The following is a 13,300-nucleotide window of genomic DNA, read 5'->3' as shown; positions in this document are numbered from 1 at the left end:
CGCAGCGAGTTATCCGGGTCTGAGGACGAGTCCTGTTTCTGCGAGGCAGCCGTCGAGGAGGGCGGGACGGTACTGGATCTTGCGGAGGCCATGGCGGACAGTGCGGATGAGGTGATCTGGGCTGGTGAAGGCGACGTTGGTGGTGCAGCCGCGCCGCAGTAGCGACCAGACGCCTTCGACCGGGTTGAGTTCGGGTGCGTAGGCGGGCAGCTGGGCCACCGTCCGCCGACGCCGCTGCACGGCTGCTGGCCGGACGGCGCACGGAGCGCACCGACGTCAGCACGACCACGACGTGGATGGAGGCGCGCCTCGTCGGCGGCGCGGGCCGAACGCCCCGACCGGGCCTGATCAGGGCCGTGACCGGGAACACGCGGCCGGTGGTCGGCTGCCGCGAGTTCCTCTCCACGTCGAGCACCGCGCAGCGCCTGTCACTGACCCTGGGCGGCGACTGATCCGTACTCGCGCCGTCACCGTCGTGTCACAGCCCTGTGCGCGGGCGAACCCTGAGAGGCCGCTGTGCGATCTCCAGCAGCGACTGCCGGTGAGCGACCGGCGCCTGAACAGAACAATCGGGGGACCTCATGCCGTACGGGATGCACCACGGGTCGCGTGTCCGCGGAGCCGCTGTGGCGATGACGGCCGTGTCGGCGGCCGCGCTTCTGATGACCGCCTGCGGGCCGGAGGAGGACGGCGCGGGCTCCGCCGCCTCGCCGTCGGGATCGACGGCCGGGCCGACGGCCTCGTCCACCGGCACCCCGGCGCCCGCCACGCCGTCCGGTGGCACGGGGGCCTCGGCGAAGCCCGCGGGGAAGCCCGCTTCCGTGGCCCCGGGATCGTCGTCCACCACCGCTGCCCCGACGGTGAAGGCGTGCCAGGGCAAGTCCCTCAAGTCGTTCCTGTACCAGGCCGATGTCCGGCCCGAGGGCACCGGGATCGGCGCGGTGATCGCCGAGTTCACGAACATGTCCGCGGCGGCGTGTTCCGTGCAGGGACATCCGACCGTGGCGGGGGCGCCCAACGGTTCTCCCGACAAGGGGCGTCCGCTCACGGTGACCCCGACGGGCACCGCCTCCAAGGTCCTCCTCGCGCCTGGCGGGAAGGCCTGGGTCAAGGTGACCTTCGTGCAGGTCCAGGGCGAGGGCGACGGCTACTGCGTGTCCGGCGCCGATCCGGTCACCTACCCGACCCTGGTGGTGGCGCTCCCGTCCGGCGGAGCCCACCAGCTCGCCCTCGACGACGGCGCGCTGGCCGAGTGCGACGACAAGGCGACGGTCACCGCCGTCACGGCGACGAAGCCCTCCTGACCCGCTCCTGACCGGATCGGCGCCGGGCCGGGGGCGCGATCGGGCGCGTGGCCCGGGGCGCGGGGCTTCGCGGGGCGGAGGGGGCGGTGTGGTGGTCACGGTGCGCGTGGGGGAGCCGTGGCCACCCGGGAATGCGGACGCGGGGTGCGCTGTTACAGCTCACGTAACTGATTGGCATGCGCGAGTCAAGCTCGCGGATGGTGGGCGAAGGAGGAGCAATGGCACGCAGTACCGCGCGCCCCGTCGTCACGCTGAGGTCGACGGCCGGTACCGGCGTCACGTACGTGACGCGCAAGAACCGCGTGAACGACCCCGACCGGCTCGTGCTGCGGAAGTACGACGCCCTGGCGGGCCGGCACGTCGCGTTCCGGGAGGAGCGCTGACGGCACGCCGGGCACCGCGGGCAGACGGACCCGGCGTATCCACGGACGCACCTGCCGTAACCGAGGAGGGAACCACATGAGGCCCGGCATCCACCCCGAATCCCGTCCGGTCGTCTTCCGGGACCGCGCCGCGGGCGTCGCGTTCCTGACGCGGTCCACCGCGCGGTCGGACAGGACGATCGAGTGGGAGGACGGCAACGTCCACCCGCTCATCGACGTCGAGATCTCGTCGGCGAGCCACCCGTTCCACACCGGGACCTCACGGGTCCTGGACACCGCCGGCCGGGTGGAGCGCTTCGAGCGCCGCTACGGCCGGACGGCGCCGGACCGGCACTGACCGCCGGAGCGCGTCGAGTTCGGCAGGAGGAGAACAGAACCATGAAAGTACGCAATTCACTGCGCTCGCTGAAGTCCAAGCCCGGCGCCCAGGTGGTCCGCAGGCGCGGAGTGGTCTTCGTCGTGAACAAGAAGAACCCGCGCCTCAAGGCCCGCCAGGGCTGACGGCACATCAAGAGAGGCCCGGTCCGGCCGACACGCGTCGGCCGGACCGGGGACGTGTGCGACCCGCCGCGTGAATCTCCCGGCAGCAGATCAGCCGTGACAGCCGGGGATGGCGATCGGCCGACTCCCTCTGGACGGACCCCTGGACGTCTGGCGCACCGGGCTTTGTCGCGATGCGGGAAGGGCTGACGGACGAACGTCCTCAGGGATGAATCGGTCGGCCCGGAGGGCGAGTCGGGTCGTAGTGCTCGCGGGCGAAGGCGTCGTCCGCCCGAAGAACGGCGTCGGGGCGCGGGGGTGCCGGCCAGACGCTCAGGAAATGTTCCTCCACGGGGGTGTCGCCCTCGTGCGCGTCGCCTTCGTCGCGCCCGCGCGCCTGAACGCGGACGCGGTACCAACCGGCCCCCGCCGTCGCGAAGTTCCCGGCGGCGTCCTCGACGTCCCCGCCCCACCGGAACAGCCGCAGGTGGCCACTCGTGCTGCAGATGCTCACGTCCACCACCGTCTCCCACTCCGGTCCGGGCGGAAGGGGTTCGTCCGCGCACTGCCGGGTGGTCAGGCGGATGAAACCGGTGTGTGTGCCCGCGCGCACCGTGAGGTGTTCCGGGCCCCCGGCCGCCAGACTGTTCCCCGCGAAGATCCGCATGACCGTGTCGGTGTCGTCGTACTCGCTGAGGAACTCGTCGCCCTGCAGGTAGTACTGCCCGTAGGAGACGAACATGTGATCCGAGGTCCACGTCATGTAGCGCATGCGTCGGATCATGTCGTGACCCACTGACAGCGCTGGAGCGGACCCGGACCCGGCTTCCGCGGTCCCGCGCCCGGGGGCCGCGATCCACCCGGGCGCCCCGACCGCTGAACGCCGACTTCTACAGGGGGTTGTCCCGGAGCCAGGCCAAAACCTGCTCCGCGTGTTCGCCCGACGGGAAGATCGGATAGAAGACGTGCTCGATCACGCCGTCGCGGATGATCAGGGTCAGTCGCTTGTAGAGCGTCAGCCCGCCGGTCTCGAACGTGGGCAGGGCGAGTTCCCGCGCCAGGCTCCGCGCAGGGTCCGAGAGCATCTGGAACGGCAGGTGGAGCCGCTCGACGACCTCGCGCTGGTAGTCGGTGTCCTGGCTGGAGAGGCCGAAGACGTCGTCCGCGCCCGCGGCGAGCAGCTCCTGGTGGTGATCGCGGAATCCGCATGCTTCGGGAGTGCAGCCACGGGCTCCCGGGATCGAGTCCCAGCCGTCGGGCAGGTCGGTGCCGGGTCGTCCGGTCAGCGGATAGACGTAGATCACCGTACGGCCCGGGCCGAACGCGTCGAGGCGGACGGCCGTGCCGCCGGTGCCCCGGAGTTCCAGGTGCGGCACCTTCGTGCCGGGCAGATGGGCGCTCGCGCCGTCGTCCTCGGGGACGGGAAGTCCGGCGGGCAGGTTCGTATAGTCCGTCATCAGGTTCTCTTCCTCGTAGACCGGCGGGACGCCGCTGCCGCGGGGATGTCTCCCCAGGTCACAGCCAACCATGACGCGGACATCGGGATTCTGACGGAGCGCCACCGTAACCGCATGCCGGCGGAGTGCCGGTGGCGGATCACGCGAGAACCGGCCACGGTGAGCGGGCTCGCCGGCCGGCCGACGCACGGACGCACCGTAGATCCTCGCCGACCGGCTCGCCCGGCGTTCGGAGGGCCGCTGCGGCTGGGCGGTCCGTCGAGGCTCCGGTGGGCCGCCTGATCGGCAAGGGCGGAGCAGGGCACCCGCGAGCGCGGGTCCGCTCCGGCGGCACCCATGGTGCAGGGGCGCTGCTCGGTCGATGGTGGCCTGTCTTTGACACCGCGTCCACGGAATCGGGTGCCTGGCCGGGGGCTGTCGGCAGGTGCCCATGCAGGAGCGCGTACCGCACAAAGGCAACTGATCGCCCGTGCGGAACGGGAACGGGCACACGGTCCCACCGGGAGTCGCCGCGGCGGTCCGAGGCCCGGTCGGCATTCCGTTGCCCCTCGTCGAGGCCGATGCCGGACCCCGCTCACTGACGGCAGCCGCACGGCGCCCGTTCGCCCCGGGGCGAACGGGCCGACAGGACGCGGGACACCAGTGCTCCTATGCTGGAAACGTACGGACTTGAAGCCGGTTGTCAGGCCGGTTGCCAGGTTGGTCGCCAAGCCTGTTGTCCGAGGCGGGGCAGCGGCCCGTGACGTTTCGCGCGATGCCGCCGGACGCCGTCCACCGTAGGTGGGAGAGGGCATTCGCCCCCGTCCGGGGCGCCTCACCGCGTCGTCCGCGGACACGGGACGTCCCTTCCCGACGGTGGGATCCGTCGTCGTCCCCCGGCGGACCGCGCTCCGTCCCCGCCGCCGTCTCGCACGAACGCGGGGATCGTCCTCGTCCGCTGGGAGTCGGCCCATGAGGCATTCGTGCAGGAGATTGCGCCGGGGCGCCGTCACCGCCGTCGTGGTGGGGGCGTTCCTGGTGCCGGTCGCGGGAGGATCCGCCTTCGGCGCCCCGGTGTCCGTACCCACGACGGCCACGGCGACCGAGCCGCCCTCACCGTCCGACACCTCCAACGGGTTCACACAACTCACCCCGGACGTGCGGCAACAACTCGACGACGCCGTACGGCGGGTCATGCGGGAGGCCGATGTCCCCGGTGTGACCGTCGGGGTCTGGACGCCCCACCAGGGGAACTACGTCAGCTCGTTCGGGCTCGCGGACAAGAGCAGCGGCCGGCCCATGTCACCGGACCTGTACATGCGCATCGGCAGCGAGACCAAGACGTTCACGGTCACGGCGCTGCTGCAGCTGGTCGACGACGGCAAGGTAGGTCTCGACGACACGATCGGCCAGTACATCGACGATGTGCCCAACGGCGACAAGATCACGCTGCGTGAACTCGCCGGCATGCGCAGCGGACTCTTCAACTACTCCGAGGACCCGGACTTCTTCAAAGCGCTGACGTCCGACCCGCGTCGGCCCTTCTCGCCGCAGAAGCTGCTCGGGTACTCCTTCAAGCACCCCGTGCTGTTCCCGCCGGGCGAGAAGTTCGACTACTGCAACACCAACCTCATCCTGCTCGGCCTGGTCGTCGAGAAGGTGAGCGGCACTCCGATCAGCGAGTACATCCAGGACAACATCCTGGACCCGGCGGGCCTGAACCACACGAACTTCCCTGTGGACGCGGCCTTCCCGAGCCCGCACGCGCAGGGTTACACAAACCAGACCGCGAGCGGCGACGTGGAGGAGTCGACCGACTGGAACCCCTCCTGGGCCTGGACGGCCGGAGCGATGATCTCCGACCTGCAGGATCTGCACGCCTGGGCGCGCACCGTGGCCACAGGCGTCTTCCCCGACGGCGAGACCATGATCAGCCCCGCCACCCAGAAGCAGCGGCTCACCACGCCCCCCACCACCATCCCGGGCGCGGGCTACGGCCTCGGCATCTTCGACGTGCAGGGATGGATCGGACACAACGGCTCGCTGCCGGGCTACGAGTCGTTGACCATCTACTTCCCGCCGGCCCGGGCGACCGTCGTCGTCGTGCTGAACACGGACATCGACTACAAGGGTTCGGAGCCCAGCACGCTCTTCGGTGACGCGATCACGAAGATCGTCACACCGCAGCACGTGTTCGACCTGCCGGCCCAGCCCGCGGCTCACTGACGAGCCGGTCCGCGGGGAGTTACGATCACGATCGTGACGTGCCCTTCCCGCGGGCGACCTGATCGCCCGCGGACAGCGGTGCGGTGGATCTGACGGATCCGGTGCGTGAGCGTCGCGCCGGGCGAAATACTCCGAGGGGAGCCGTTCGTGACCACGGCCAGGGACCTGTTCATCATCACGATGGACAGGGAGCCGGACCGTCCTGTGGGGCAGGGCGACCTGTCGCTCGCCCTCGCCGGAGCCGAGGTGATCGATCTTCTGGCGGGCGAGGTCCTCGTACTGGACGGTGACCGGATCGTGCCGACGAAGCCGCCGGCGACGGAGGACCGTCTGCTGGGTGAGGCGGCGTCCGAGCTCGTGGGGGAGGCCCCGTACGAGCGGGTCGAGGACTGGTTGTGGCGCAGGGGCCGCGACCTGTCGGCGGCCTATCAGAGCGACCTCGAACAGGCGGGCCAGCTCACCCGGCAGCGTCGCGGACGGCTGCCCTTCGGGCCGGACCGCATGGAGTTGGTGGACTCACCCGCCCGCAGCCGGGCGATGCACCGCTGGGCGGCGGACGAACCCGTCCTCGTGGCCCTCGCCGCGGTGGTCGGGATCCGCGCGGAGCAGGAGGAGACCGACGACACTCCGGCCGTCGACGACGAGGCGGTGACGACGGTCCTGGTCGCCGTGCACGACGCGGTGATGGAACTCGAGGCCGTCCGCCAGCGCCGCGCCATCGAGAACTCGGCGTTCGCCAACATCTGGCGAGGCGCCTGACAGCACCCGCGCGCACGCGGGGTCCGGTCGCCCGTAGAGCCTGCGGGTCGTGAAGCCCGTGCGTGAGGTCTCGCGTGTCGTGAGGTCTCGCGCGGCGCCGGGCCGTACCCGCGTCGGCCTGTTGTACGCGCGCGGCCCGGCCCGTACGTACACCGGCGGGCCCGTGCGTACACCGAGCGGCCCGTACGCGGCCGGGCCCGGCCGCGTGAGTGGCCCCGGCCGTTCCGTCGGCCGGGGCCGTGATGCTCAGCCGGCGGACTCGCGGGCCCGCTCCTCGCTCGCTCGCGCTTCCTGGAGGGCGTCGCCGCGTGGCACGCGCCGGGACAACAGCGAGTCGGTGACGCGCTGGAGCGACTTCGTCAGGGGGTGCTTGACCCCGCCCCGCGCGGCGCGCACGGCGGACGCCGCGTCGCGGTACTCGGCCATGTCGGCGAGCGCGGCGTGGGCGAGCTCGGTCGCCTCGCGGTACAGGTCGCGCGACTTGGTCATCGCGTCGAGGGCCTCCGCGTACGAGGCCGCCATGGCGCGCGCGTGGGCGAGTTCCTCCTCCATGGTCAGCAGCCGCCACTCCTCCCGGAGCGCGGTGAGCGCCGCCACCGCGTCGTCCGGCAGCGGCCGGGGCAGTGCCGCGAACCGCAGGATGCTGTCGAGGAGTTCCGTAGGCTCGGAACCGTCCAGGAAGACACTGCGCACCCTGAAGTCCTGCTCGTCGTACCCGATGCGGGCGGGTGTGCCGGACAGGATGACGGCTCCGCCGCGCGGCACGGACGTACCGAGGTCGCCGAGCGCCCAGTTGACCGCGTGGAACTGCTCGGGCGTGGCGCGGTGTTCCACGACGCGATGGCGCAGCCCGGGCGGCAGCAGACGGGACAGCGGGAGGCGGCCCTCGTGGTCCGGCGTCATGGCCTCGTGCACGACGACGTTGATGCTCCAGCTGTGCCGCGCGATGTCCTTGAGCAGACGGCGCAGGGCGGCGTCCTCCTTCGGCAGCGGGTTGATGTCCTGGAGTCGCAGTCCGGCCGCCGCGTCACGGTCCCAGGAGAAGTCGCTCTTCTCCGGCCAGAACATGGTGGCCGGGGACGGCCAGGAGAGGTCCCAGGGCCGTTCCGCCTCGGCCACCAGGGTCCACCGCCGTTCGGTGTCCACGTGTTCGCGTCCGTCGGTGACGAGCCGCGCCCGGACGGTGATGTCGTCGTCGACGAGCCAGCGCGCCTCGAAGACGTGACCGTCCGGCGTCGAGGTGTTCTCCGTCTCCAGGAAATCCTGGATCCTTTCGCTGTTCTTGAGTTCCCGCAGGTGTTCCCGGAGCGCCGCCTGGGGGGCGGGGCCGGTATGGGTCCCGGCGGTCAGCCAGACGGTTTCCGGGGCTGTGGGGCGGTCTGTGGACGACTTCGGCATGAGTCACTTCGCTGATGGGGTGCGGTGTGTTCTCCCAGTATGGTCGCCCCGGGCCACGAGCCGGGAGGCGAGGCCCCCTGGGAGCACGGAGCTCCGCCATCGGGTGACTCCGGGAGTTTTCGTTGACGATCGGGTCAATTCCGTGTCAACGCGAAGAATCCGAGCGCGCGGTGCGCCGTGGGGAGGGTCCGGCGGACCCCGGCCGCCGACGCGCGGGTGGCGGGTGGCGGGGGCGTACGCGCCGTCGGACGATCCGCGTGGACCTGCGAGGATGCGGGACGGGACGCGCCCGGCAGGGATCTTCGGGACCGGCCGTGCCGGTAGGGTTTGCGGTCGGAGAAGGGGGTGGACTCGGATGCGGCAACGGGTGACCATGAGCGATGTGGCGCAGGCCGCGGGAGTCTCCTCCGCGACCGTCTCGTACGTGCTGAGCGGCAAGCGCCCTGTGACCGAGGAGACGCGTCAGGCGGTCGAAGAGGCCATCGAGCGTCTCGGCTTCAGTCTCAATCCCGTCGCCCGCAGTCTGCGTACCGGCAAGTCCACGCTGGTCGCCCTCGTCGTGCCGGACATCGCCAACCCCTTCTACGCGCTCCTCGCCCGGTCGATCCAGGACGAGTTGCGGGGGCGGGGCTATCACGTGCTGGTGAGCAGCACGGGGGCGAGGCGGGACGAGGAGGAGGCGTTCCTGCGCGAGGCGGTGCAACAGCGTTTCGCCGGTGTGGTGATGACGCCGTTCCGGCTGGCCACCGACGCCTTCGACGTGCTGCGCGCCGCGGGGATCCCGGCGGTGGTCAGCGCGGACGTGTCGTTCGGCGAGGTCGATCTGGTGACGCCCGACGCCGAGACGGCGGTTCGCGAGGCGCTGGCGCACGTGGCGGCGACCGGTCGCCGCCACGTCGGTGTGATCGGCGGGCCGCGGGACGCCGCGGGCGGTGATCCACGACTGGAACGCGTCCGGAAGTACGCGGCCGAGGCGGGTCTGAGCGTCGCGGAGGAGCACGTCGTCCACGGTGAGCACACGCGTGAGGCGGGGGCGGAGGGCTTCGAGCGTCTGATGAGTGCCCGGCGCCGGCCGGAAGCGGTGATGTGCGGCAACGACATCACGGCCGTCGGCGCGATGGACACGGCCGAGCGCCTCGGGCTCGACATCCCCGGCGACGTGTCCCTGGTCGGGCACGACGACATCGACTTCGCCTCGCTGGTGCGACCGCGCCTGACGACCATCCGGTATCCGGCGCGCGAGGTCGGCCGCGTCGCCGCCGAGCTCCTCCTGGAGCAGATCGACGGGCGGACGCGCCACAGGACCGTCCGCGTCACCGCGGACTTCGTGGCGCGCGCCTCGGTCTGATCCCGGTCCGGCGCCGCTGTCCGTGGTCGGCCCGGCGCCCTCGAACGGGAGCGAGGTCATCGATCCGCCCCTTCGGTCATGCCTGCTCCCGCCCCCACCTCTTTGCCGGATCGATGTCGAAGGACCGTAGCGTAATCGATTACGTTGCGCGAGACTGGGCCCCGGGCCGAGCACCTCGCCGGGGGCGGAAGCTCGGGACGCGTCGTGATCGCCACCGCCTTTGGTGGGGAACATCCCTCATGCCGCATTGGGGCGTCCGTCATCAGAATTCACCATCGGGTGTTGACTTATGGTCGTGCTCGTCGGGAAAGCCGACAGCCGGCAGGTGTCGACATGTCCTGCGCGACCTCGTCGGCGAACCGGCCGGAGTCTCCGGTGCGGTCGTCGCGACGGCCCGCCCCGATCGCCCGCCCTGGCTCGCGCGGGCCGTGCGCGTCGGCTGTCGACCGGGCGTGTCGGTCGCCCAACCTGTCGCCCTCGCACCGGACATGGCCTCTGAGCTGTGCCCCGGTGCTCCTCGACGCGACGGGTTCCCGTTCCGGGACACGGCCGCGCCCTCGGTCCGGTCGTGGTCGCCCCGTGGTGTGTCGGTCACGTTTCGGGCACGTGGGACCTGAGGCCTTGACGTCGCGACGACATCGGGCTGTCATTACGCCCACGTTGTTCGGTCGAGTTGGTTTCTGATCGATTTCCGGCCTCCCCGCCGTTCATCCTGACCGAACCCTGCCCTCAGGAGCCGTCATGCACCTTCCCCTCCCGGGTCTGTCCGCCCCGACACCCAGCCGCCGCACCCTGCTTCGAGGAATCGGCGGCGCGGCCGCGCTCGGCGCGGGCATACCCCTGCTGAGCGCCTGTGGCGGCAGCACCGGCGCCGCGGACCCCAAGACGGTCACCGTCGGCTCCAACGCGTCCGACGCCGTGCCGAAGAAGGCCTTCGCCGACATCTACGCGGCGTTCAAGAAGCAGGCCGGCCTCACGGTCGACGTGAACACGAAGGACCACAACACCTTCCAGGAGCAGATCAACTCCTACCTCCAGGGCACGCCCGACGACGTGTTCAACTGGTTCGCCGGTTACCGCATGCAGTTCTTCGCCGCCAAGAACCTCGCCACCCCGATCGACGACGTCTGGAAGTCGATCGGCGGCAACTTCCCCGACGCCATGAAGGCCCTCAGCAAGGGCGAGGACGGCAAGTACTACTTCGTGCCGCTGTACACGTACCCCTGGGCGATCTTCTACCGGAAGAGTGTCTTCCAGCAGCACGGCTACGAAGTCCCCACCACCTGGGCGCAGTTCATCGCCCTGTGCAAGCAGATGAAGAAGGACAAGCTGGTCCCGATCGCGTTCGGCGACAAGGACGCCTGGCCCGCCCTCGGCACCTTCGACCAGATCAACTTCCGTACCAACGGCTACGACTTCCACGTCGAGCTGATGGCCGGCAAGGCGTCCTGGACCGACACCAAGGTGCGCGCCGCCTTCGACAACTGGGCCGAGATCCTTCCCTACCACCAGGAAGGTGCCGTCGGCCGGACCTGGCAGGACGCGGCACAGACCCTGGCCTCGAAGAAGGCCGGCATGTATCTGCTGGGCACCTTCGTGGGCCAGCAGTTCACCAATGAGGCCGACCGCGAGGACCTCGACTTCTTCGCCTTCCCGGAGATCGACCCCGCGTACGGCCAGGACACCGTCGAGGCGCCCACCGACGGCTTCATGCTCTCCAAGGCCCCGAAGAACCACTCCGGAGCCGTCAAGCTCCTGGAGTACCTCGGCAGCCCGGCGGCCGAGGAGATCTACCTCAAGTCCGATCCGAACGTCGTCGCCGCCTCCACCAAGGCCGACACCTCCTCGTACAGCGCCCTCCAGAAGAAGGCCTACGAGATGATCGGCGGGGCCAAGCACCTCACCCAGTTCATGGACCGTGACAGCCGGCCCGACTTCACCTCGACGGTCATGCAGCCGGCGCTCCAGAAGTTCATCCGCGACCCCAAGGGCGTCGACGGCCTCCTGTCGTCCATCGAGCGCCAGAAGAAGACGATCTTCGCCTCCTCATGAGCACCGAGACGACCACCAAGAATCCGGAGGCGGCCGCCGTGCCGCCTCCGGGCACCGCATCGGTCGACCGGCGCGTGCCGCGGGGGCACCGGCGCCTGCTGACCCGGCGTGACCGGATCACGCTCGGTCTGATGGCGGGCCTGCCCACGTTCCTGCACATCGCGCTCGTCTGGGTCACCGCCCTCGCCTCGATCGCGCTGGCCTTCACCACCTGGGACGGCATCGGCTTCGACGCCATCCACTGGGTGGGGCTCCAGAACTTCCGTGAACTCCTCGACCAGAACCCGCAGTTCTGGCCCGCCGTCCAGCACAACGTCGTCTGGTTCGTCGTGCTGATCCTTCTCCCGACACCGCTCGGCCTGTTCCTGGCCGTCCAGTTGGACAAGAACATCCGCTTCAGCCGCGTCTACCAGACCGCGTTCTTCCTTCCGGTCGTGCTGTCCATGGCCGTCATCGGGTTCGTCTGGCAGCTCGTCTACAACCCCGACACCGGCCTGATCAACAGCGTCATCGGCGCCAACGAGCCCGGCCACTACATCGACTGGATCGGCGACCCGGACCTCAACCTCTGGGCGGTCCTCGTCGCCGCCTCCTGGCGCCACACGGGCTACATGATGATCCTCTACCTGGCCGGCCTGAAGGGCGTCGACCCGTCCCTGCGCGAGGCGGCGTCGCTCGACGGCGCAGGCGACTGGCAGACGTTCAAGAACGTCATCTTCCCGGTGCTGCGGCCGACCAACACGATCGTCCTGGTCGTCACGATCATCGAGTCGCTGCGCGCCTTCGACCTGGTGTACGTGTTCAACGGAGGTGCCGAGGGGACCGAGTTGCTGTCGATCCTGGTCACCGACAACATCATCGGGGAGTCGAGCCGCATCGGTTACGGATCGGCGATCGCCGTCGTCCTGCTCGTCATCTCCCTCGTCGTGATCATTCCGTACCTGGTGACCACCTTCCGGAAGGAGCGGCGATCGTGAGCGCCCCCGCCTCCGCCCGCGTCGGCGCCCCCGCCGGCGCTCGTCCCGGCCGTGCGCCCGTGCGCCCGGCCCGGCTCCTGCTCCACCTGTTCCTCGCCGGGGCGTCCCTGGCCTGGCTCGCCCCGCTGCTCTGGGCGGTCTACGCCGCTCTGCGCCCCTACGGCGAGACCAGCAGCAAGGGCTATGTGTCCTGGCCGGACAGCCTGAGCCTGGACAACTTCACCGACGCGTTCCAGCAGTCGGACATGACGCACTACTTCGGCAACACCCTGCTGGTCGCGATCCCCGCCGTCCTGGTGACGCTGTTCCTGTCCTCCTGCGTCGCCTTCTACGTCAGCCGCTTCGACTTCCGCGTCAACCTGGTGCTCCTGCTGGTCTTCACGGCGGGCAACCTGCTGCCCCAGCAGGTCATCATCACCCCCCTGTACCGCCTGTACCTCCTGGTCGACCTGCCCGGCGTCACCGCCAGCGGCAAGCTGTACGACTCCGCCCTCGGCCTGGTGCTCATCCACGTGGCGTTCCAGTCCGGCTTCTGCGCCTTCGTCCTGAGCAACTACATGCGCTCGCTGCCCCACGAACTCACCGAGGCCGCGCTCGTCGACGGCGCCTCGGCGTGGCGCCTCTACTGGCAGATCACGCTGCCGCTGTGCCGCCCGGCCATGGCCGCGCTCGCGACCCTGCTGTCCATCTGGATCTACAACGACTTCTTCTGGGCCCTGGTGCTGATCTCGACCGGGGAGAACATGCCCGTCACCTCCGCCCTGAACAACCTGTCCGGGCAGTACTTCACCGACCCCAACCTGGTGGCCGCGGGAGCCCTGCTCACCGCGATCCCGACGCTGATCGTGTACTTCGTGCTCCAGCGCCAGTTCGTCAGCGGTCTGACCCTCGGCGCCAACAAGGGCTGAGCCGACACCCCTCGCCATGCATCAGGCGG

At 70.2% G+C, this 13,300-nt stretch carries 13 protein-coding genes and 1 pseudogene; 10 read left to right on the top strand and 4 right to left on the bottom strand.

Annotated features, from left to right (window positions below; translation table 11 throughout):
• Positions 1–9: 9 nt before the first annotated feature.
• A pseudogene (locus tag ACFYW7_RS08010) lies at positions 10–222 on the bottom strand (IS630 family transposase); the annotation flags it as partial.
• 410 nt (positions 223–632) lie between these two features.
• On the opposite strand from ACFYW7_RS08010, the gene ACFYW7_RS08005 reads away from it, so the two are divergent.
• The 4 genes from ACFYW7_RS08005 (at position 633) to ykgO (ending at position 2,188) form a co-directional block, all read left to right on the top strand.
• Complete coding sequence (locus tag ACFYW7_RS08005; RefSeq protein WP_389499245.1) at positions 633–1,304, top strand: DUF4232 domain-containing protein; 672 nt, start codon at positions 633–635, stop codon at positions 1,302–1,304.
• A 218-nt stretch (positions 1,305–1,522) separates the two neighbouring features.
• Positions 1,523–1,687 (top strand): 50S ribosomal protein L33, encoded by a 165-nt coding sequence (rpmG, locus tag ACFYW7_RS08000; RefSeq protein WP_389499243.1) that lies wholly within the window; start codon positions 1,523–1,525, stop codon positions 1,685–1,687.
• 76 nt (positions 1,688–1,763) lie between these two features.
• Positions 1,764–2,024 carry a type B 50S ribosomal protein L31 gene (locus ACFYW7_RS07995; protein WP_389499239.1) on the top strand — a complete coding sequence of 87 codons (261 nt, stop codon included), beginning with the start codon at positions 1,764–1,766 and terminating at the stop codon, positions 2,022–2,024.
• Between the two features lie 41 nt (positions 2,025–2,065).
• A complete protein-coding gene (gene ykgO, locus ACFYW7_RS07990) occupies positions 2,066–2,188 on the top strand; it encodes a type B 50S ribosomal protein L36 (RefSeq protein WP_081220789.1) in 123 nt (40 codons plus the stop codon).
• 202 nt (positions 2,189–2,390) lie between these two features.
• Here the strand turns inward: ykgO and ACFYW7_RS07985 are convergent, their stop codons facing one another.
• Both ACFYW7_RS07985 and ACFYW7_RS07980 read right to left on the bottom strand, forming a co-directional pair.
• Entirely contained in the window at positions 2,391–2,939 is a 549-nt protein-coding gene (locus tag ACFYW7_RS07985; protein WP_389499236.1) for a hypothetical protein, read from the bottom strand.
• A 118-nt stretch (positions 2,940–3,057) separates the two neighbouring features.
• Positions 3,058–3,624: a peroxiredoxin gene (locus ACFYW7_RS07980; protein ID WP_389499234.1), complete on the bottom strand. Its 567-nt coding sequence runs from the start codon at positions 3,622–3,624 to the stop codon at positions 3,058–3,060.
• A gap of 951 nt (positions 3,625–4,575) precedes the next feature.
• Here ACFYW7_RS07980 and ACFYW7_RS07975 point away from each other — a divergent pair.
• Entirely contained in the window at positions 4,576–5,829 is a 1,254-nt protein-coding gene (locus ACFYW7_RS07975; RefSeq protein WP_389499232.1) for a serine hydrolase domain-containing protein, read from the top strand.
• 147 nt (positions 5,830–5,976) lie between these two features.
• Entirely contained in the window at positions 5,977–6,588 is a 612-nt protein-coding gene (locus tag ACFYW7_RS07970) for a GPP34 family phosphoprotein (RefSeq protein ID WP_389499230.1), read from the top strand.
• A gap of 246 nt (positions 6,589–6,834) precedes the next feature.
• Here the strand turns inward: ACFYW7_RS07970 and ACFYW7_RS07965 are convergent, their stop codons facing one another.
• On the bottom strand, positions 6,835–7,986 hold the full coding sequence (locus tag ACFYW7_RS07965; RefSeq protein WP_389499228.1) for a hypothetical protein: 1,152 nt from the start codon (positions 7,984–7,986) through the stop codon (positions 6,835–6,837).
• 373 nt (positions 7,987–8,359) lie between these two features.
• Here ACFYW7_RS07965 and ACFYW7_RS07960 point away from each other — a divergent pair, with 373 nt between their 5' ends.
• The 4 genes from ACFYW7_RS07960 to ACFYW7_RS07945 all read left to right on the top strand — a co-directional run bounded on the left by ACFYW7_RS07960 (position 8,360) and on the right by ACFYW7_RS07945 (position 13,271).
• Positions 8,360–9,334, top strand: a complete 975-nt coding sequence (locus ACFYW7_RS07960; RefSeq protein ID WP_389499226.1) for a LacI family DNA-binding transcriptional regulator — start codon at positions 8,360–8,362, stop codon at positions 9,332–9,334.
• A 741-nt stretch (positions 9,335–10,075) separates the two neighbouring features.
• Complete coding sequence (locus ACFYW7_RS07955) at positions 10,076–11,386, top strand: ABC transporter substrate-binding protein (RefSeq protein ID WP_389499224.1); 1,311 nt, start codon at positions 10,076–10,078, stop codon at positions 11,384–11,386.
• Positions 11,383–12,363, top strand: a complete 981-nt coding sequence (locus ACFYW7_RS07950) for a carbohydrate ABC transporter permease (protein ID WP_389499222.1) — start codon at positions 11,383–11,385, stop codon at positions 12,361–12,363. Before ACFYW7_RS07955 ends, ACFYW7_RS07950 begins: the two co-directional genes overlap by 4 nt.
• The gene (locus ACFYW7_RS07945; protein WP_389499220.1) at positions 12,360–13,271 is read left to right on the top strand and encodes a carbohydrate ABC transporter permease; all 912 of its coding nucleotides are present in this window, start codon (positions 12,360–12,362) and stop codon (positions 13,269–13,271) included. The genes ACFYW7_RS07950 and ACFYW7_RS07945 overlap by 4 nt, the downstream gene beginning before the upstream one ends.
• Positions 13,272–13,300 lie beyond the last annotated feature (29 nt).

The sequence above is a fragment of the Streptomyces sp. NPDC002580 genome (assembly GCF_042889485.1).
In the GTDB taxonomy this organism is placed as follows: Bacteria; Actinomycetota; Actinomycetes; order Streptomycetales; family Streptomycetaceae; genus Streptomyces.
The sequence above is the reverse complement of the archived record's forward strand: the minus strand, read 5'-3'. Positions and strand labels throughout refer to the sequence as shown.

Bases quoted from the DNA above. Each gene is read 5' to 3' on its own strand.
- ACFYW7_RS07950 (WP_389499222.1), top strand. From the start codon at position 11,383: ATGAGCACCGAGACGACCACCAAGAATCCGGAGGCGGCCGCCGTGCCG.
- ACFYW7_RS07960 (WP_389499226.1), top strand. From the start codon at position 8,360: ATGAGCGATGTGGCGCAGGCCGCGGGAGTCTCCTCCGCGACCGTCTCG.
- ACFYW7_RS08005 (WP_389499245.1), top strand. From the start codon at position 633: ATGACGGCCGTGTCGGCGGCCGCGCTTCTGATGACCGCCTGCGGGCCG.
- rpmG (WP_389499243.1), top strand. From the start codon at position 1,523: ATGGCACGCAGTACCGCGCGCCCCGTCGTCACGCTGAGGTCGACGGCC.
- ACFYW7_RS07985 (WP_389499236.1), bottom strand. From the start codon at position 2,939: ATGCGCTACATGACGTGGACCTCGGATCACATGTTCGTCTCCTACGGG.
- ACFYW7_RS07965 (WP_389499228.1), bottom strand. From the start codon at position 7,986: ATGCCGAAGTCGTCCACAGACCGCCCCACAGCCCCGGAAACCGTCTGG.
- ACFYW7_RS07995 (WP_389499239.1), top strand. From the start codon at position 1,764: ATGAGGCCCGGCATCCACCCCGAATCCCGTCCGGTCGTCTTCCGGGAC.
- ACFYW7_RS07980 (WP_389499234.1), bottom strand. From the start codon at position 3,624: ATGACGGACTATACGAACCTGCCCGCCGGACTTCCCGTCCCCGAGGAC.
- ACFYW7_RS07975 (WP_389499232.1), top strand. From the start codon at position 4,576: ATGAGGCATTCGTGCAGGAGATTGCGCCGGGGCGCCGTCACCGCCGTC.
- ACFYW7_RS07955 (WP_389499224.1), top strand. From the start codon at position 10,076: ATGCACCTTCCCCTCCCGGGTCTGTCCGCCCCGACACCCAGCCGCCGC.
- ykgO (WP_081220789.1), top strand. From the start codon at position 2,066: ATGAAAGTACGCAATTCACTGCGCTCGCTGAAGTCCAAGCCCGGCGCC.